This is a genomic window from Nocardia sp. NPDC020380 (genome assembly GCF_044386975.1).
Taxonomy (GTDB): domain Bacteria; phylum Actinomycetota; class Actinomycetes; order Mycobacteriales; family Mycobacteriaceae; genus Nocardia.
This window is the reverse complement of the sequence record NZ_JBIRVQ010000013.1, coordinates 108963-128385: the sequence shown is the minus strand read 5'-3', so window position 1 is coordinate 128385 and position 19423 is coordinate 108963. Positions and strand designations below refer to the sequence as shown.

The following is a 19423-nucleotide window of genomic DNA, read 5'->3' as shown; positions in this document are numbered from 1 at the left end:
CGATTTCCCCGGTCCTGGTGCAGGGCCGGGGATTTCAGCTGTCGTGGGCCGGTGGCTCCGCGTCCAGGCGCGGAAAGAGCATCTCCTGCACCAGCAGCAGGACCGCCGCGGCCAGCGGGATCGCGATGAGCGCGCCCAGGACGCCGAGCAGCGCGCCACCGATCAGGACGGACACCACGGTCACCACCGCCGGTACGCGCACGGTGCGGCCGATGATGCGCGGTGCGAGCAGGTAGTCCTCGAGCAGCCGCAGGGCGAGAAAGAACCCGATAGTGGCCAGGCACACCGGAAGTGAGACGGTCAGCGCGACCACCGCGATGATCAGGCCGGCGAGGGTGGATCCGATCATGGGGATCAGATCGAGCAGCGCCACCAGTACCGCGAGCACGAGCGGGAAGGGCACCCGGAACGCGGTGAGCCAGACGAAGGTCAGGGTGCCGGTGACCAGTGAGATCAGCAGATTGCCCAGCACATACCCGCCGACCTTCGCGAAGATGGCGTCCCCGATGAGGATTGCGCGCGGCCGCCGCGAAGCCGGGAAGAGCCGATACAGATTCGCGCGCAGGCTGGGGAAGTTCGCCGAGAAGTACGCGGTCAGCACCGCCACGATGACGGTACTGGTCAAGGCGCTGAATACGATTCGCCCCGCACCCACCACGCCGCGCGACACCGGCCCGAAGTCATTGCCCAGCCCTTGCCGCAGTTTCTGATCGAGCTGGAACCGCTGGTCCAGCGACCGCACCAGCGGATACGTCCGTTCCAGATGCTGCAGCCGGTCGGGCCCGTGCGCGATCAGCGCCTGTGCCTGCGCGATGAGCGGCGTGATCGCCGCGAACAGGAATCCGCCGAGTCCGGCCAGCACGATCACATACACCAGTGCCACGGCCACCGTGCGCCGGAATCGATGCCGCACCAGCCAGGAGATCGCGGGTTCGATGCCGATGGCGAGGAACATCGCCGCCACCACGAGCAGCAGTGCCTCCCGTGCGGCGAGCAGGGCGCGAACACCCGCCAAGGCGACGAGAACGCCTGCGGCACCGGCCAATCCGAGCATGAACGGCGAGCGCCGGTCGAACTTCCGTCCGGGCTTCCCGAGGGGGTGTTCGTCGCTGGCCTGTTCGGCGGCCTCGGCTTCCGCCTCCAGAATGGGTTCGGGTTCGTCGGCAGGTTCCGGTCTGCCCACCCAGTCGTTCTCGTCGCTCATGACTCCACCTCGGTGCGTTTCCGCACGGGCAGTACCCGATACGACGGTTGTCAGTCCCGGAGTGATTCCTCGCGGAGCCAGTTGAGGGTTCTGGTGAGAATGCGCGAGACCTGCATCTGCGAGACGCCGAGCTGCTCGGCAATCTGGCTCTGGGTCTTCGATTCGAAGAACCGCATGACCAGCACCCGTCGTTCGCGGGTCGGCAGTTCCTCGATGAGCGGCCGCACCGCGAGGAACTGATCGACCAGTTCGTAGTTCGGCTCTTCCTCGCCCAGCGCGTCCAGCAGCGCGAGCGGCGTGTTCTCGCCCTCGTCGGGCGCGACCGCGTCGAGCGAGGAGCTCTGATAGGCGTTGGAGGCGAGCAGCGCCTGGGTGATCTCGGGCCGGTCCACGCCGAGTTCGGCGGCCAGTTCGCGGGCCTTGGGCATGCGTCCGAGCCGCTGGGCCAGGGTTTCGATGGTGCTGCCGAGCCGGTTCTGGGTTTCCTTGACCCGTCGCGGTACCCGCACCGCCCAGGTGTTGTCGCGGAAGTAGCGCCGCACCTCACCCATGATGGTCGGCACCGCGAAGGACAGGAACCGCGAACCGCGGGCGACGTCGAAGCGGTCGATGGACTGCACCATGCCGAGCCGCGCGACCTGTAGCAGGTCCTCGTAGGCTTCGCCGCGGCCGGAGAACTTGCGCGCGATGTGGTCGGCCAGGGGCAGGCATCGGCGTATTGCTTCCTCCCGCAAGGTATCTCGCTCGGGAGCACCGTTCTCCGCGGCGACGGCAAGCGCTTTCAGCAGCGGCTCGATATCGTCGTAGCTGTCACCCGTCATCGGCGTCACTCCGTACTCGGCTGAACTGCACGAGTATCGGGTACCCACCGCGGCTGTCGTCGAACGTATCCGGTGTTATTTCCCGCGCGGCATGCCGAATTGCGCTGCGTCCGCTGATATCTGGATGCGGAGCGAATCGCGGGTCGATTTCGTCATCGGCCATCGCTCCCGTCGACGCGCTCGTGCACCGTCAGCAGCAGATGGTCGAACCGGGTCCGCAGCGAGGCGGTGGAGTCGGTGAAGGACCCGAGCTCCTCCACCAGCTGTTCGGCGAGCGCCCGCAGTTTCGTATTGGTCTCCTGCGACCGCCAGGTCAGTACCCGGAAGGCCTGCTCGGCGCTGATGCCATAGACCAAGCGCAAGGCGCCCTTGGCCTGTTCGATCACCGCGCGGGCCGCGAACAGCTCGGGCAGCTCGTCGTCCAGGGTCTCCTGCCGCTGTTCGGCCAGCGTCTCTGTCACGTCGATGTAGTAGCCGGCGGTGCCGACGACCCGGCCGTCGTCGTCGAGCATCTGATCGCCGACGACGATCACATGATGGACTTCGCCGCCGGTGTCCACGATGCGGTGGCGGCTGCAGAACGGCTCGGCGTCCTGTACCGACCGGTCGATCGTGTTCGCGACCTGCACCCGGTCCTCGGGGTGCTTGTGCGTCAGCAGCAGTTCGGTGGTCGGATTCACCGTCCCGGGCCGATACCCGTGCATTTCGGCCAACTCATCGGACCATTCCCACCGCTGATCGTCGAACCAGAAGCGGAAGCTGCCGATCGTCTGGGCACAACCGGGCCCACCCATCACCTGCTCGAACGCCTGCGCCTCATCGGGCGAGACCTCACCACCGTGCATCACAGTGGGAATTATCCGCTTCGCCGCTGCTGTGAGCGCTGTTCCGGGTTCATATGGCGCGCTGACGCGCGGGATCCCCTGGTGTTTCGTCCGACCGGTCGGGGTTATTGCCGGTCCATGACATCAGTCTGGAAAATCGGCCTGCCTACACCCGCCCGGTTGCGTGTGACACCGGGACTGCGTTACGACGTGGTCGTGATCGGTGGCGGCCTCACCGGCCTGGTCACGACACTTCTGCTGGCCGAGAACGGAATCGAGGTCGCCGTCGTGGAGGGGCGGCGGATCGGCGACGGCACCACCGGTTCCAGCACTGCCAAAGTCAGTTTGTTGCAGGGCATTCGGGCACAGCGAATACGGCGCGGCAATTCCACCGAGATTCTGCGTACCTATCTGGACGCGAATCATGCCGCCCAGCAGTGGCTGCTGGAATACTGCGGCACGCACGGCATCGCCTGTCAGGAGGCCGACGCGGTCACCTATGCGCGATCCGATCGGGAATCGGCCGCTGTCCGGCGGGAATTCGAGGTGCTGCACGCCGCGGGACTGCCCGTGGAGTTCGTCGGGCAGCTGGATGCGCCGTTCCCGGCACGGGACGCGGTGCGGCTGCCCGCACAGGCGCAGCTGAATCCGATGGCGCTGCTGGCCGCCTTGGCCGCCGATGTCGAATCGAATTCGGTGACGATCTACGAATCCAGCACGGTGCAGGGCGTGCACGGCGATGGCCCGGACCACGCGGTCGTCACCGAGCACGGCCCGGTGCGCGCGGGCACGGTCGTTCTCGCCACCGGCACACCGATTCTGGATCGCAGCGGCTTCTTCGCGCGGCTGACGCCGCAGCGCTCGTATCTGGCGGCCTATCGCTCGGCGGGACCGCTGCTCGGGGACATGTTCGTCACCGCCGGCGCACCCACCCGGTCGGTTCGTACGGTCCCGGACGCGGATGGCGACATTCTCCTGGTGGGCGGCAATGGTCATGTGGTCGGCCGCGCGGATCGCACCGATGCGTGTGCCGCGGATCTGGATTCGTGGACCCGGCGGTACTTCCCGGATGCGGAGCCGCTGACCAGCTGGTCCGCACAGGATTACGCTCCGATCGGCGGACTCCCCTACGCCGGGCCGCTGCTGCCGGGCCGCGACGGCATTCTGCTCGGAACCGGCTATGCGAAATGGGGTCTGACCAATGCCGTTGCCGCGGCCCATGTCATGGTCGGCCGCATCACCGGTAAATCACCGGACTGGGCCGCGGCCTTCGATACCTGGCGTCCGGACGAGCTGAAAGCCGTTCCCGCCGCCATTCGCGCCAATGCAACTGTCGCCCTTGACTTCTCGTCCGGCTGGCTGCGCACGGCGCGTTCGGGTGGTAGCTCGGCCGCACCGGCCGAGGGCGAGGGCCGGGTGGAGCGCGGCATCCCCCGCCCGGCGGCGACCTGCACCGTCGACGGCACGACCACCACGGTCTCCGCGGTCTGCCCGCATCTGGCCGGCATCGTCACCTGGAATCCGGCCGAGAAGTCCTGGGATTGCCCGCTGCACGGCTCCCGATTCGCCGCCGACGGCACCCGGTTGGAGGGTCCCGCTACCCGTTCTCTCGACCCGCTACGCCCGCCCCTGCCGCGCCCGTATCTGTGAGGCGGACCGGCGGCACAGCGGCTCCCGCGCCGCCGGACCTTTGACTTCGCTGGATCGGATACCACAATTCGGCATGCCGGGTATACGATTTCACCCTGGTGCATGCCGGTCGAGAACACGGCTGGCTACCGTCGACTTTCCATGCCGGCCCCGTCGGTGTGGCATCCGCTGAAAGGCATGCCTTGTCCGACGTATCGATCGTCTCGGACCGCCTCGATATCAGTCCCAATGGCGACAGCACGGGGCTGCTGTCGGAATTGGTGCAGCATCTGCGGCAGAACCGGACGGTCCTTCGGGAAGAGTGGGCGCGGCGCATTACCAGCGCCCAGCTGCTCACCGCGATGACGCCCGACGAGATGTTCTCCGAAGCGACCTCGGTCTACGACAATTACGTCGCGGTGCTGGAGACCGGTTCGGTGGAGGCACTGCAGGATTACGCGCGCGACCTGTCCGAGCGCATCATTCCGCGGGGCGTGGAAACCGACGAGGTGCTCGGTATCGTGCTGTTGCTGCGAGATGTGCTGGCGCGCTCGCTGTTCCAGAAGTACCAATCCGACTTCGAGGTGCTCAACCGCATTCTCGACGCCTACGAGCCCGCCGCCAACCGCATCGCCAATACCGTGGGCGTCTCCTTCGTCGACGAGCGCGAGCGCATCATCCGCCAGCAGCAGGAAGCCATTCGCGAGCTCTCCACCCCGGTGCTGCAGGTGCGTGAGCAATTGCTCATCCTCCCGATCATCGGCGTGCTGGACGGTCAGCGAGCCAGACAGCTGACCGAGCAGTTGCTGCGCGCGATTCGCGCCAATCGCGCCAAGGTCGTCGTCATCGATATCACCGGTGTGCCCGAAATCGATTCCACCGTCGCCAACCATCTGGTGCAGACCGTCGACGCCTCCGGTCTGATGGGCGCGAGCGTGATCATCACCGGCATGTCCTCGAAGATCGCCCTCACCCTGGTCGCCATCGGTCTGGACCTGTCCAAGATGAACGCGGTCGGTGATCTCCAGGGCGGTATCGAAGAGGCCGAACGGCTGCTGGGCTACGAGGTCAGCCGCAGCGGCGACAACAGCTGACTCCACGCCGCAACGAGAAAAAGCGGGCTTCGGTGCATGTCTGCGTCGCGACCGGGTAGGCGCCCCGGTAAGGCGAACAACGACAACACAAGGAGTTGGTTCAGAGTCATGAGCACCGCGAACACCCCCTCGGAAGCCGCTCGTACCCCATCCGATTCGACGACGGCGCTGCTGATCTACGCCATCGTGCCGGCCGAAACGCGGCTGGCGGCAGACGGTATCGGCCGCGCCCCCACCCCGGTCCGCACCGTCACGCACGGGCCGATCGCGGCGCTGGTCAGCGAGGTGCCGGCCGGGCAGCCGCTGGATCAGGCCGAGGACATCCGGGGTTTCGCGAATATCGTGGACGCCCTGGTCACGCAGGGACCCATCATTCCCATGCGATTCGGCTCCGCACTGCCCGACGACAAGGCCGTGGACGAGAGCCTGCTCGCGCCGAACGAGGAACGCTTCCATGCGGCGCTGGGCCAATTGTTCGGGCGGGCCGAATATCTGGTGCAGGCCCAGTACCTCGAGCTGCCCACCGGTACGACGGCCGAGGAACAGCGCCACGCCGACAGTGAGATCCTGCAGCGGGCACTGTCGCAGCTGACCGGGCAGATCTCGGTGCGCCCGCCCAGCCACGCCGCGGAGCTGGCCGATATCGCCGTGCTGATCCCGTTCGACAAGCAAGACGAACTGCTGCACATCGTGAACAGTTTCGCCGAGGAGTGGCAGCAGCGCGCGCAGCTGCGCATCGTGGGACCGCTCGCGGCCTGGGATTTCCTGGCCGCCGAGGCCCCGGACTCGACCGCGCGACTGCGCTGAGCCAGCCGAGTTCCACTGGGTGGTACCGGCCCCGCTCGACGTGCGGCCGCTGTGTTCTAGTGGATCGATGCGTCTGGATATCCAGCTCGATGCCCGGCCGGATCAATTGCTCTCCAGGGCAACCGATCTGGCCGGGCTCGGGATCGACGGGCTGTTCACCTTCGAGGGCCGCCATGATGTCTTCGTACCGCTCGCGGTGGTCGCGGCGGCGGTACCGGTGGACATCATGACGAATGTCGCGGTGGCCTTTCCGCGCAGCCCGCTGCAGGTGGCGCACGCGGCCTACGACCTGCAGCTGTTGAGCGGCGGCCGTTTCCGGCTCGGACTGGGGTCGCAGGTCCGGACGCATATCGAAAAGCGTTATGGCGCAACCTGGTCCAAGCCCGCGGCACGGCTGGGTGAGTTCGTGTCGGCGGTGCGGGCCGTGCTCACGGCCTGGCAGACCGGTGAACCACTGGATTTCCGTGGCGAATTCACGACGCACACGTTCATGCCCGCGGCCTTCGATCCGGGCCCGAATCCGATGGGAATCCCGCCGATTCTGATGGGCGGCTCCGGACCGATCATGGTGCGCACGGCGGCCGAGGTGGCCGATGGGCTGCTGGTGATGCCGTTCCACACCGAGCGGCATTTCCAGGAGCGCACACTGACCGCCGTGCACGCGGGTCTGGATCGGGAGGGCAGGGCGGCCGCGGATTTCACGATCGTGCCGCAGGTGATGGCCGCCATGGGCAGCACCCCGGAACAACGCACCCGGGCCGAAGCCGGTGTGCGCGAACTGATCGCCTTCTACGGTTCGACTCCGGCCTACGCCCCGGTCCTCGAGGTCGAGGGCCGGGCCGAGTTGCAGCCGCGGCTGTACGCGCTCGCGAAGCAGGGCGCCGCGGATCGAATGGCGGAGCTGATCGACGATTCGCTGCTGTCCGCGGTCGCGGTCACCGGCACTCCGCAACAGTGCGCGGCCGAGATCCTCCGCCGCTACGGTGACGTGGCCGATCGAGTGTGCGTCTACTTCCCCGGCTACACCCCGGAACACCGGGACATCGCCGCCCTGCGCACGGCCCTGCGGTCATGATGACCGAATACCGGACAATCCGATTCGAGGTCAGCGCGCGTATCGCGACGGTGACGCTGCATCGCCCGGACCGCCGCAATGCCTTCACCCGCGAGATGGGCGTGGAACTCGCCGACGCCTACCGGCGCTGCGATGCCGACGACGACATCCGGGCCGTCGTGCTCACCGGTACCCCGCCCGCGTTCTGTGCGGGCGCCGACCTCACGACGGGTGAGCGCACCTTCACCGAGCCGGGTGCGGAGTTCAGCGCCGCCGGTGTCGAGATGCCGGCGTGGCGGGTACGCAAGCCGGTGATCGCGGCCGTCAACGGTCATGCCGTGGGCATCGGCCTCACCTTGGCTCTGCAGTGCGATCTGCGCATCATGGCCGCGGACGCCAAATACGGTGTGGTGCAGGTGCGCCGGGGCATGATCGGTGACGCCTGTTCGCATTGGACGCTGCCGCGACTGGTCGGTATGTCCCGCGCCGCCTACCTGCTGCTGACCGGCGCCACCATCGACGGCCGGCGGGCCGCCGACATGGGTCTGTGCCTGGAGGTCCTGCCCGCGGCGGAGGTCCTCGACGCGGCGCTGGCGATCGCCCGCGATATCGCCGAGCACACCGCGCCTTTGGCGGTGGCGGCCAGCAAACGCCTGCTCTGGTCCGCCTTCGAGAACGACGAACAGCGCACGGCCGCCGCCGAAACCGAGTTGCACCTGCTGCTGATGGAGCATGACGATGCGCGTGAGGGCATGCGCGCCTTCCTCGGCAACCGCCCGCCCGACTGGACCGGCCGGCCGAGCCTGCTGCCCACGGACCCTCCCTCAGCGTGAGATGCCCGCGAGCTTGGCCAGATAGCCGACTTCCGTTCGGGTGAGGTAATTGTCGCGGCGGAGCAGATGCTGGACGCAGTGATGCGCCTCGGCGTCGTAGCGGATGTCCTCCGGGCTGACATTGGCGATCTTCATCAAAGCCAGGGTGGCCTCGGCGTCCTCGCGGCGCAGGACGTAGGCGCGAGCCTGGCAGATGTGATAGGCGGCGCGGCGTTCGTAGGATTGCCCCTCGAAGAGCGGCACCGCCGGCGCCAGCCGGATGGCCTGATCCGGATCGTGCTGCGCCAGCGCCATTTCCACCGTCGTGATGCCGACCTCGCTGGGGCCGAAGGGGATTCCGCGCGCGGTGCGGTCGGCGCCGAAGCTCACGGCGCGGGTCTTGGCCTCGCTGAGCAGTCCCGCCGATTCGGTGAGGTCGCCGGCCACGGCCGCGGCGTGCGAGGCCAGCAGGCGCAGGGCGGCGTCGATGATGTCCGAATCCGGCGTGGACAGCCCGGTTTCGGTTAGTCGGCAGGCGGCCGCCAGAGCGTAGTCGTGGCTCTCGACCGGATGCCCGGAGTGCAGCAGGGCGGTGGCGACGTGCCAGGCGCTGGCGGCGATCAGCAGCGGCTGATGGACCTGCGCCGCGGTGCCCATGGCGCGGTCGGCGACGGTGGCGGCCATGCTGTGGTCGCCGCAGGCGCTGAGCAGGTGGCGGGCAATGTGATACGCCTCGACGAGCTGGTCGGCGGTCTCCAGGTTCTGCAGCTGCCAGCGGGCCGAGCGGGCGGCCTCGATGACATCGGGGAGCGTGCGGGTGAGCTGTGAATACCGTTGTGCCGAACCCGTCCACACCTGGCGGCAGGTGCGCAGGTCGGCGGTCAGCACGGCCTGGTCGTAGTCGTCGACCGGGCGATTGCTCCGGATTCGCAAGGCGGGGTGATCGATGATGACCTCGCGCAGTTCGCGAAGGCATTCGTGGGGTTCGACATTCGTGTGTGGAATCACCCGGGAGGGCCAGTCGATCAATTCGGTGACGTCGTCGATCTGCAGCACTTCGGCCAGCCGGGCCAATACTTCAAGGCTGTCCAGTTTGCGTTGTCCGGATTCGACGAGTCTGAGCCATTCCTCGCTGCGCCCAACCAGATTCGCCACCACCTTCCGGGATAGGCCGCGACGCCGCCGGCGGAATTCGAGCCGTTGACCCACCGTCTGTCCACCCATTTTCGGCGTCACGAAAGCCAATGGTGACATCACCATTCGGGCACGCGCGGCGACATGGAAGTATCGGTTTGGGCACAGTCTCCATTCGGGCGCGGTGGCGGTCCGGGCGTGTCGGTCAGTTCGGGCAAAGGGGCGATCCGGGTGTGGCGCCGGTGAGTGCGCCCGCGCGCAGCACCGGAATCCCCGCTACCAGAACATCATCGATACCCACGGCCAACTCCCGCGGATTGTGGTATTCGGCGCGATCGGCCACGGTATTCGGATCGATGACAATGACATCGGCGGCATATCCGGGCGCCAGCCGGCCGCGCTGCGGCAACCGGAATCGTTCGGCGGGCCGGGTCGAGAGATGCGCGATCGCGTCCGCCCAGGACCAATCCCCCCACTCGCGGACCTGCCCGCGCAGGAATCGCGCGAAGGCCCCGTATCCGCGCGGATGCGGGCGCCCGCCGATGTAGATGCCGTCCGAGCCGCCGACATGCGCGGAATCGGCTGCGAGCGCGCGCATATCGTCGATCGTGGTGGTGGCCGGATAGTCGAAGACCATGGCGGTCTCGGCGCGCGTGGCGATGAGCAGTTCGGCGCACAGCTCCCCGACGGTCAGCCCGGCGCGCTCGGCGGCGCAGGGCAGGGTCAGGCCCTCGGCCCAGGAGAAACGGGCTTCCGGGATATGCGCCAAGGTCACCCGGGCCGATCGGTCCGGACCCATCTCGACCGTCAGGCGATGCCGAATACGACTGTCCGACAGCACGTCACACAGCCGTTCGGGATCGCCGCTGGGCAGCCATTCGGGCAGGACGGCGGTCAGGACGCTGGCGCCCTTCAGATACGGATAACTGTCGAACGAGACGTCCGCACGATTCGCACGAGCCTGCCCGAGCAGCGCGATGAGCGAACGCGCGGGGCCGTGATAGTGCGAGATGTGCACGGGAACCCCTGCGCCGCAGCCGATCGCGACCGCTTCCGCCATGCCGATGCCGGCCCGCTCCTCGTAGCCGCGCATATGGGTGACGTATGGCAGGCCCCGGGCGGCCAGCGGCTTGCAGAGTTCGGTGAGTTCGGCGGCGTCGGCGTAGCGGCCGGGCAGATATCCCAGTCCGCTCGACAGGCCGATGGCGCCGTCGGCCAGCGCCCCGCCGACCAGGTCGCGCATGCGGGCCGTCTCCGCGCCGGAGGCGCGATAGTCCCGCCCGCCCATGACCAATCGCCGGATCGTGCCGTGCGGGGCGAGATATGCCGTGTTCAGCGCGGTGGAACCGCGATAGGTCGCCAGCAGGCGCGCGACCCCCACCCGCCCGTTCGCGGGTACCTCGAGGGTGCGATGGCGGCCGTTGACGCCGGCGAAGTAGCTGCCCACCCAGTCCAGGGTCTCGGCATCGGCGGGTGCGAAGGACAGCCCGTCCTGGCCCAGGATCATGGTGGTGATGCCTTGTCGCAGGGCCGCGAGTTGTACGTCCGCGTCGAGGATGCGGGCGTCCGCGTGCACGTGGGCGTCGACGAAGCCGGGCGCGACCAGCCGGCCCCGCGCATCGATCTCGCGCCGTCCGCGGGCCGCCGCCAAACCGCCCACGGCGGTGACCTTCCCGCCGGCGATGCCGATATCGGCCGGATAGGCCGTCCGTCCGGAGCCATCGAGCACACTGCCGGCGCGAATCACGGTGTCGAACATCATTGCTCCCTCTCGATGGTGCGCTTCGGATGCGGAAAGACCGCCGCTATGATCGCCGCATGGATTGTCCGCCACGGTTTTCGCCGACGACCGAGCCCCGGATATATCAATTCCGCGATCCGGCGGAAATATCCGAGGGAATCGCGCTGTATCGGAATGTCTTCCGGGTGCCGCCGGCGGATTGCACGCTCGGCCCGCGCTTGCTCACCGGATTGGCGAACAATCACGGCTTCGTATTCGGCGCCCGGATCGGATCCGAACTGGTCGGTTTCGCCTATGGATTTCCCTGTCTCCCCGACTCCTGGACCCCGCCTTATCTTTATCTGCAATTGATAGTCGTGCATCCGGAGCATCAGGGAAACCGTATCGGCCGCACCATGATGGGAGCGCTCGCGGATTTCGCGCTGGCGCGCGGATTGCTGACCGTCCGCTGGGCCTTCGACCCGGTCGATACCCGCAACGCCCACTTCTACCTCGATGTCATCGGAGCCGCTGCGCAGCAGTTCGTGCCGGACATGTACGGCGCGGCCGCGGACGCCCCGACCGACCGGGTCATCGCCGAATGGGACCTGACCGATTACGCCGGACCAACCATTCTCCATGCCCCGCGCGGTGCATCGACCTGCTGAACATGGCCACAACCAGCGTTGGATGATCCGGGTCCCGGACCCTTAGCGTCGGAAGGCATGATTCAGCAATCGATCGGGATCATATCGACCGGTTCCTATGTTCCGGACCGTACGATCTCCAATGCCGAATTGGCCGCGCGGACAGGCACTTCGCCAGAATGGATAGAACTCAAGACACAGATCAGAAGCCGGCGCTACGCCGCCCCCGACCAGGCGGCCTCGGATCTCGCCGTCCTCGCCGGGCGGCGCGCGCTCACCGCGGCGCGCTTGTCCGAGAACGATATCGATTACCTGATCGTCTCCACCTCCACCGGTGATTCACCGCAGCCACCGACCGCCGCGCTGGTCCAGCACGCGCTGCAGGCGCACCGCGCGGCCTGCCTCGATATCAATGTGGTGTGCAGCGGCTTCGTCTACGCGCTCGAACTCGCGCACGCCCTGCTCACCCTGCATCCGGGCGGGCGGGCGCTGGTCATCGCCGCCGATGTGTATTCGCGCATACTCGATTTCAGTGATCCGCGCACGGCGGTGCTGTTCGCCGACGGCGCCGGTGCCGCGGTGGTGGGCCCGGTCCCCGGGCCGTACGGCATCGAGCGCGTGCTGCTGCGCAGCTTCGGCAATATGCACCACCTGCTCGGGGTGCCCGCCGGGGGCAGCCGATCCCCCGCCTCGCACGCCACCGTCGACGCTGGTGCGCACTACTTCAAGATGGACGGCCACGCCACCGCGGACTTCCTGCTCGACATCCTGCCGCCGCTGATCAGCGAGGTGGTGCACGCGGCCGGCTTCGAACTCGGCGATATCGAACACGTTGTGCCCCACCAGCCCAACGGGCGGCTGATCGACGACCTCGCGCACAAGGCGGGACTGGACCACACCCGCATCCACCGCACCATCGACGCCCTCGGCAACATGGGCAGCGCCTCGATCGCGGTCACCCTCGACCAGGCGAGCGCCGAGTTCACCGACGGCGATCTGGTGCTGCTGATCGGATTCGGCGGCGGTATGGCCGCCGGGGCGTGTCTGTTGCGTTGGGCGCAGCGCCGGGAGTTGTGACCGGAGACCAACAGAAGTTGGGGTGGCCGCTTCCACTCCGCGTTGGTGATCGAACACTTTGGCACGCCGTGCGATCCGCTCTCCTACCGTGAACGGACGGCATTCGGCCGCACGGTGAACATTCGCCCATCTGTGAATCCGATCTTCTGGAGGTGACTCCGCATGCCCGCATTGGCTACCGGATCGGCTGTGCAACGGTCTTCGGCCTCGAGGCAACTGGCGCAGGCCCGCGCCCTCATCGACCCGATCCTCAGGAACGCGGTGGCGACGCTGCCACCGCCGCTCGACGTCATGACCGGCTATCACTTCGGCTGGTTCGACTCCCAGGGCCGCGTGGCATCGAATCCGCCCGGTAAGGCGCTGCGCCCGGCCCTGACGGTGGCCGCCGCGCACGCCTGCGGCGGCGCACCCGCCGATGTCGCGCATGCCGCGTCCGCGGTCGAACTGCTGCACAACTTCTCGCTGGTGCACGACGATATCGTCGACGCCGATCCCATCCGGCACGGCCGGCCCACGGTGTGGACGGTCTGGGGTGCGCCCAATGCGATTCTGGTCGGCGACACCCTGCACGCGCTCGCGGCCAAGGTATTGGTCGCCGGGGCCCCGGCGGGTGCCATCACCGAATCCGCGCTCCGCCTGGCCGATGCCATCATCGAACTGTGCCGGGGCCAGCATCTGGACTGCGCCTTCGAGACCCGCAGCGAAGTGACCGTGGGCGACTACCTCTCGATGTCGATGGGCAAGACGGGCGCGCTGATGGGCTGCGCGTGTGCCCTGGGCGCGCTCACCGCGGGCGCGGATGCGGCGACCGTGCAGGCCATGGATGCCTTCGGGCGGGCCGTCGGGATCGGGTTCCAGCTGGTGGACGATGTCATCGGCATCTGGGGCGATCCGGCACTGACCGGTAAGCCGGCGGGCAGCGATCTCGCGCGCCGCAAGTGGACCTTTCCGGTTGTGCGCGTGCTGAGTTCGGGTTCCGTGGAGGCCGGGCACCTGGCCCGGCTGTACCGGGCGCGGGAACCGATGTCGCCAGCCGATGTCGCGGCGGCCACCCGGCTGCTGGATGCCGCCGGCGGCGCCGAGCCCACACTGCACTATGCGGCGCAACGGGTGGCGGCGGCCTTCGAATCGCTCCCGGCCTACTCCGGGTCCGCGGAACTGCAAGCGCTGGCACACCGTGTCGCTCACCGGGACCGGTAGTCATGACGACAGCCAACTCTGAAGCGACCGCGGCACAACGGATTACCGCAATGGACGACTCCCGGGGAATGCGCCTGCGCGGCACCGGTCACGCGCATGCGAAGGTGATCCTGATCGGCGAGCACACCGTCGTGCACGGCACCCCGGCCATCGCGGTTCCGGTGCCCCGCTTGCAGATCGACGCCATCGCCTATCTCGGCGGCACCAACACGACCACGGCCCCGATCATCTCGGACACGACACGGTCCGGCACCGATCAGGCCGTCCAGGAATTGTTGCGGCGGTGGGGAATCACGGACGCCACCGTGGATCTGCGCCTGCACATCGGCATTCCGCCCGCCCGCGGCCTGGGTGGCAGCGCCGCCTGCACGGCCGCGGCCGTGCGGGCCGTGGCCCAGCTCTGCGGCCGGGACCTCGATGCGGCGGAACTCTACGACTCGGTGCAGTTCGGCGAGCGGATCGCGCACGGGCGCGCCAGCGGGATCGACACCGCCGCGGTCATCGCCACGGACCCGATCCGATTCGAGCGGGGTGAGAGCCGCCCGGCCGCCTGTGGGGTGCGCGCCGGACTGATCATCGCCGACTCCGGCATCCGGGGCGAGACGCGACCGGCGGTGGCCGCCGTCGCGGCCCGGCTCGCCGCCGATCCACGCCGGGGCAGTGAGATATTGACGCACGCAAGGGAATTGGTCGAGGAGTCGGCCGAGTTCCTGAGTGCGGGCCGGATCGCCGAACTCGGTCGCGCCCTGAGCGAATTCCATCGCGTGCTCGGCGGACTGGGCGTGAGCCTGCCCCGGCTGGATCATCTCGCCGAGGCCGCGCTGCGGGCCGGCGCCCACGGCGCCAAGCTCACCGGCGGCGGTCTGGGCGGTTGCGTGATCGCGCTGGCCGACCCGGATACCGAGAGCCAGCAGCGAATTCGCGCCGCGCTGACCGAGGCGGGCGCCATCCGCACCTGGGTCACGACGCTCGGCGGTGCGTCGTGAGCATCCTCTACACCGGCCGCGAATCCGGCGCCGGTCACGAATCACGCACCGCTGCCGTGGAATCGGCCCCGGATCACGCGACCGCCATCGCGCATCCCAATATCGCGCTGGTCAAGTACTGGGGCAAGCGCGACGAGTCCCTCATTCTGCCGGTGACGGACAGCCTTTCGATGACGGTGGACATCTTCCCCACCGTCACCACTGTCTCGATCGACCCGCACGCGCGCACCGATACCGTCACCTTCGGCGAAGAGCCTGCCCCCGAACACATTCGGGCCAGGATCGCCCGCTTCCTCGACCTGATCCGCGAACTCGCCGGCACCTCCGGTCATGCCGTGGTGCACACCCGCAACTCGGTGCCGACCGGGGCCGGATTGGCCTCCTCCGCAAGCGGTTTCGCCGCCCTGGCGCTGGCCGCGGCGACGGTCTACGGGCTGCGCCCGGATCGCGCGACCCTGTCGCGGCTGGCCCGGCGCGGCTCGGGGTCGGCGTGCCGCTCGGTGCACGGCGGGTTCGTGCTGTGGCATGCCGGGGCCGGGTGGGGCGCGGACGGTGATCGTTCCTCCTACGCCGAGGAGCTGTACACCTCGGAATTCGATCCCGCCATGGTGATCACGGTCGTCGACGACCGGGCCAAGCGGATCTCGAGCCGAGATGCCATGCACCGCACGCTGAGCACCTCACCGCTGTATCTGGTCTGGGCCAGTACCTGCGCCGCCGACATAGCCGGCATCCGGGCCGCCTTGGGGTGCGCGGACCTGGACGCGATCGGCCGGATCGCCGAGCACAACGCACTGGGCATGCATGCCACCATGCTGGCCGCGCGCCCGCCGATCCGGTACCTCTCGCCCAAGTCGGTTGCCGTGCTCGATCGCATTCTGCACCTGCGTGAGCAGGGCCTGTGCGTCTACGCGACCGTCGACGCCGGCCCGAATGTGGTGGCGCTGTGCCATGAATCCGATGCGGTGGCCGTGGCCGCCGCGCTGGGCGCGGCGGGCGAGCACATCCGCACCTTCATCGCGCGGCCCGGGCCGGGGGCCGCGCTGGTCTCGGGCGGTGGCGCATGATCGTGTGCCGTGCCCCCGGGAAACTGTTCATCGCCGGGGAATACGCCGTGCTGGAGCCCGGGCACTGCGCGGTGCTGGTGGCCGTCGACCGCTTCGTCACGGTCTCGCTGTCCGAGCACGGCGAATTCGATACGGTGCTGCTCGAATCCGATCTGGACGGCGGAGTCGAGCTGGCGTGCAGGCGATCCGGGCAGTCGCTCATCCCGATCGGGGCGCGCGCCCCGATCGCCGCCTTCGCGTTCGTGCTCGCGGCCATCGACGCCATCGAGGAGTTGCTCGGCGAACGGGAACTGTCCCCCAGGTCCTTCCGCCTCGTCGTGCACAGCGAACTGGCCGAGCCGGACGGCCGCAAGTACGGGCTCGGCTCGAGCGCCGCGGTCACCGTGGCGACCGTCGCCGCGCTCGACCGGTTCTACCGCCTGAACCTGACCCGCGAGGATCGCTACCGGGTGGCGCTGCTGGCCACGCTGGCCGTGCATCCCGAGGCCTCGGGCGCCGACGTGGCCGCCGCCACCTGGACCGGCTGGCTGGCCTACAGCTCACCGGACCGCTGGCTGATCAACTCGCAGCGCGCCGCCTACGGCATGCTCTCCGCACTGCATGCCCCCTGGCCGGGCCTGGCGATCCGGCATCTGCCCGAACCGGTCAGCGTGCGATTGCTGGTCGGCTGGACCGGCCGGCCCGCCGTCACCCATCGCCTGGCCGGCCGGCTGGATCCGGAGAGCGGCGGGGAGCCCTACGAGCGTTTCCTCGCCAGCACCGCGACCACGGTCCGGCTGCTCATCGAGGATCTCATCGCCGACAATCCGTTCCTCATCAAACGCGATATCCGCTGGGCCCGAACCGGGCTCATCACCTTCGACGATGCCATGGGGATCGGCATCATGACGCCCCGGCTGCACGCGCTGTGCTGGGCGGCCGAGGCCGCCCGGGCAGCGGGGAAACCCTCGGGAGCCGGTGGCGGGGACTGCGGCATCGCGATCGCGGACGCCCTCGATCAGGACCAGATCGAGGAGGTGGAAAAGCGCTGGGACGTGGCCCGGATACAACCCCTGCGGCTGAGCGTGTATTCGGAAGGACGGGTATGGCAATGACAACAGGCGAACACGCCGCGACGACAGGCGAACACGCCGCGATCCCACTGGAATGGGTAGGCCCCCTGCGTATCTCGGGCGCGTTCGAGGAGGATGTCGAAGTCCCGCTGGCCACCTACGAATCGCCGCTGTGGCCCTCGGTCCGGCGCGGCGCACGCCTGAGCACGGCGCTCGACCGCGGCATCGTCGCCACCGTGATCGACGACCGCATGACCCGCTCCATCCTGCTGGAGGCCGACGACGCCGCCGCGGCGCTCACCGCGACACGCGAGCTGGAACGTCAACTACCGCAACTGCAGACGATCGTGGCCGGCACCAGCCGCTACGCGCAGCTGATCGGACTGCATCATCAGATCACCGGCAACCTGCTGTTCCTGCGCTTCGAGTTCACCACCGGTGACGCCTCCGGCCACAATATGGCGACCCTGGCCGCCGACCGGCTCATCACCCACATCCTGGACACCATTCCCGGGCTGCGCTACGAATCGATCTCCGGGAACTATTGCGTCGACAAGAAGGCCGCCGCGGTCAACGGCATCCTCGGCCGCGGCAAGAATGTCGTCACCGAGATCCTCATTCCGGGCGCGCTGGTGCGCGACCGCCTGCACACCACGCCGGCGCGGATGGCGCAGCTCAATGTCCGCAAGAACCTGATCGGCACCATCCTGGCCGGCGGCATCCGTTCCGCCAACGCGCATTACGCGAATATGCTGCTCGGCTTCTACCTGGCCACCGGTCAGGACGCCGCCAATATCGTGGAGGGCTCGCAGGGCATCACCCATGCCGAGGAGCGCGGCGCGGATCTCTACTTCTCCTGCACGCTGCCGAATCTCATTGTCGGCACCCACGGCAACGGCAAGGCCCTGCCCGCCGTCGAGTCGGCCCTGCGCCGGCTCGGCTGCCTTGCCCCGCGCCCGCCCGGCGACAATGCCCGCCGGCTGGCCGTGCTCGCCGCCGCAACAGTCCTGTGCGGTGAGTTGTCCCTGCTGGCAGCCCAGACCAATCCGGGCGAGCTGATGCGCGCCCATACCAGGCTCGAACGTCCCGACACACGAAATTTGGTGAGCAACCCATGAATCCGATCGCCGTCGGAATCCACGACCTCTCGCTGGCCGCCACCCACTACTTCCTCGACCTCGCCGTCTTAGCCGAACGCAGCGGCGTGGACGTGGACAAGTACTACCTCGGGCTGGGGCAAGAACTCATGAGCGTGCCCGCCGCCGACGAGGACATCGTCACCATGGCCGCCGCGGCGGCCCAGCCGATCCTGGAACGGCACGGCACCGAGGGCCTGCGCACGGTGCTGTTCGCCACGGAAAGCGGTGTGGACCAATCCAAGGCGGCGGGCCTGTTCCTGCATCCGCTGCTCGGCCTGCCGCACGACTGCCGCGTCGTCGAGTTGAAGCAGGCCTGCTACGGCGGCACCGCCGCCCTGCAGTTCGCGGCCGCCCTGGTGGCCCGCGACCCGCAGCAGCGAGTACTGGTGATCGCCTCCGATATCGCGAAATACCAGCCCGATTCGCCCGGCGAACCGACCCAGGGTGCGGCCGCGGTGGCCATGCTGGTGACCGCCGATCCGGCCATTCTGGCGCTGGATGCCGTCTCCGGCATCTATTCCGAGGACATCATGGACTTCTGGCGGCCCAATCACCGCACCACCGCGCTGGTCGACGGCAAGCTGTCCATCGAGGCCTACCTGCGGGCCAGTCTCGGGGCCTGGGAGGACTATCGGCGCCGCGGCGGCCTGGCCCTCACCGAGTTCGCCGCGTTCTGCTATCACCAGCCGTTCACCAAGATGGCCTACAAGGCTCACCGTAATCTGTTGCAGGCCAACGGCTTCAACCCGAGCTCCGCCGATCTCGACGCGGCGCTGCTGGCCACCACCACCTACAACCGCCTGCTCGGCAACAGCTACACCGCCTCGGTGTACGTCGCGCTGGCGGCCCTGCTCGACAGCACTACCGATCTCACCGCCCGGCCCATCGCGTTCCTGAGCTACGGCTCGGGCAATGTGGCCGAGTTCTTCAGCGGGCGAGTCGTTTCCGGCTATCGCGACCAGCTGCGCACCGTCGCCAATGCCGAGATGCTCGCCCACCGCAAACCGATCACCTTCGACCGCTACCGCGAACTGCCCGATGCCCTGCGCGCGGCCGTCGGAAACCTCGTCTCCCCCAGGGAATCCGAAGGGGCCTTCCGCATCGCGGCCATCCGGGACGACAAGCGTATCTACGAGGTCGTCCTGCACTAGTCGCG

General features: G+C 68.3%; 18 protein-coding genes. 13 read left to right on the top strand and 5 right to left on the bottom strand.

What is annotated here, in order from left to right; translation table 11 throughout:
- Positions 1-34 precede the first annotated feature (34 nt).
- From ACH438_RS32750 to ACH438_RS32740, 3 genes are all read right to left on the bottom strand, one after another.
- On the bottom strand, positions 35-1204 hold the full coding sequence (locus tag ACH438_RS32750; RefSeq protein WP_397012312.1) for an AI-2E family transporter: 1170 nt from the start codon (positions 1202-1204) through the stop codon (positions 35-37).
- Between the two features lie 50 nt (positions 1205-1254).
- The gene (locus ACH438_RS32745; RefSeq protein WP_397012310.1) at positions 1255-2025 is read right to left on the bottom strand and encodes an RNA polymerase sigma factor SigF; all 771 of its coding nucleotides are present in this window, start codon (positions 2023-2025) and stop codon (positions 1255-1257) included.
- Between the two features lie 152 nt (positions 2026-2177).
- The gene (locus ACH438_RS32740; RefSeq protein WP_397012702.1) at positions 2178-2870 is read right to left on the bottom strand and encodes a PAS and ANTAR domain-containing protein; all 693 of its coding nucleotides are present in this window, start codon (positions 2868-2870) and stop codon (positions 2178-2180) included.
- A 165-nt stretch (positions 2871-3035) separates the two neighbouring features.
- Here ACH438_RS32740 and ACH438_RS32735 point away from each other — a divergent pair, with 165 nt between their 5' ends.
- From ACH438_RS32735 to ACH438_RS32715, 5 genes are all read left to right on the top strand, one after another.
- Entirely contained in the window at positions 3036-4499 is a 1464-nt protein-coding gene (locus ACH438_RS32735; RefSeq protein WP_397012700.1) for an FAD-dependent oxidoreductase, read from the top strand.
- A gap of 182 nt (positions 4500-4681) precedes the next feature.
- Complete coding sequence (locus ACH438_RS32730; protein WP_397012308.1) at positions 4682-5572, top strand: STAS domain-containing protein; 891 nt, start codon at positions 4682-4684, stop codon at positions 5570-5572.
- Positions 5573-5680: 108 nt separating this feature from the next.
- Entirely contained in the window at positions 5681-6379 is a 699-nt protein-coding gene (locus ACH438_RS32725; protein WP_397012306.1) for a GvpL/GvpF family gas vesicle protein, read from the top strand.
- Positions 6380-6446: 67 nt separating this feature from the next.
- A complete protein-coding gene (locus ACH438_RS32720; RefSeq protein WP_397012304.1) occupies positions 6447-7454 on the top strand; it encodes a TIGR03617 family F420-dependent LLM class oxidoreductase in 1008 nt (335 codons plus the stop codon).
- Positions 7451-8266 carry an enoyl-CoA hydratase/isomerase family protein gene (locus tag ACH438_RS32715; protein ID WP_397012302.1) on the top strand — a complete coding sequence of 272 codons (816 nt, stop codon included), beginning with the start codon at positions 7451-7453 and terminating at the stop codon, positions 8264-8266. Before ACH438_RS32720 ends, ACH438_RS32715 begins: the two co-directional genes overlap by 4 nt.
- Here the strand turns inward: ACH438_RS32715 and ACH438_RS32710 are convergent.
- Together ACH438_RS32710 and ACH438_RS32705 are read right to left on the bottom strand one after the other, a co-directional pair.
- Positions 8258-9469: a helix-turn-helix domain-containing protein gene (locus ACH438_RS32710; RefSeq protein ID WP_397012698.1), complete on the bottom strand. Its 1212-nt coding sequence runs from the start codon at positions 9467-9469 to the stop codon at positions 8258-8260. The genes ACH438_RS32715 and ACH438_RS32710 overlap by 9 nt on opposite strands.
- Positions 9470-9584: 115 nt before the next feature.
- The gene (locus ACH438_RS32705) at positions 9585-11141 is read right to left on the bottom strand and encodes an amidohydrolase family protein (protein WP_397012300.1); all 1557 of its coding nucleotides are present in this window, start codon (positions 11139-11141) and stop codon (positions 9585-9587) included.
- A 164-nt stretch (positions 11142-11305) separates the two neighbouring features.
- On the opposite strand from ACH438_RS32705, the gene ACH438_RS32700 reads away from it, so the two are divergent.
- From ACH438_RS32700 to ACH438_RS32665, 8 genes are all read left to right on the top strand, one after another.
- Positions 11306-11767: a GNAT family N-acetyltransferase gene (locus ACH438_RS32700; RefSeq protein ID WP_397012298.1), complete on the top strand. Its 462-nt coding sequence runs from the start codon at positions 11306-11308 to the stop codon at positions 11765-11767.
- Positions 11768-11824: 57 nt separating this feature from the next.
- Positions 11825-12823 carry a 3-oxoacyl-ACP synthase III family protein gene (locus ACH438_RS32695; RefSeq protein ID WP_397012296.1) on the top strand — a complete coding sequence of 333 codons (999 nt, stop codon included), beginning with the start codon at positions 11825-11827 and terminating at the stop codon, positions 12821-12823.
- A 162-nt stretch (positions 12824-12985) separates the two neighbouring features.
- Positions 12986-14023: a polyprenyl synthetase family protein gene (locus ACH438_RS32690; protein WP_397012294.1), complete on the top strand. Its 1038-nt coding sequence runs from the start codon at positions 12986-12988 to the stop codon at positions 14021-14023.
- A gap of 50 nt (positions 14024-14073) precedes the next feature.
- On the top strand, positions 14074-15009 hold the full coding sequence (mvk, locus tag ACH438_RS32685; RefSeq protein WP_397012292.1) for a mevalonate kinase: 936 nt from the start codon (positions 14074-14076) through the stop codon (positions 15007-15009).
- Between the two features lie 56 nt (positions 15010-15065).
- Positions 15066-16076 (top strand): diphosphomevalonate decarboxylase, encoded by a 1011-nt coding sequence (mvaD, locus tag ACH438_RS32680; RefSeq protein ID WP_397012696.1) that lies wholly within the window; start codon positions 15066-15068, stop codon positions 16074-16076.
- Positions 16073-17170 (top strand): phosphomevalonate kinase, encoded by a 1098-nt coding sequence (locus ACH438_RS32675; protein WP_397012290.1) that lies wholly within the window; start codon positions 16073-16075, stop codon positions 17168-17170. Before mvaD ends, ACH438_RS32675 begins: the two co-directional genes overlap by 4 nt.
- Entirely contained in the window at positions 17161-18246 is a 1086-nt protein-coding gene (locus ACH438_RS32670) for a hydroxymethylglutaryl-CoA reductase (protein WP_397012288.1), read from the top strand. The genes ACH438_RS32675 and ACH438_RS32670 overlap by 10 nt, the downstream gene beginning before the upstream one ends.
- Positions 18243-19418, top strand: a complete 1176-nt coding sequence (locus ACH438_RS32665) for a hydroxymethylglutaryl-CoA synthase (RefSeq protein WP_397012286.1) — start codon at positions 18243-18245, stop codon at positions 19416-19418. Before ACH438_RS32670 ends, ACH438_RS32665 begins: the two co-directional genes overlap by 4 nt.
- Positions 19419-19423 lie beyond the last annotated feature (5 nt).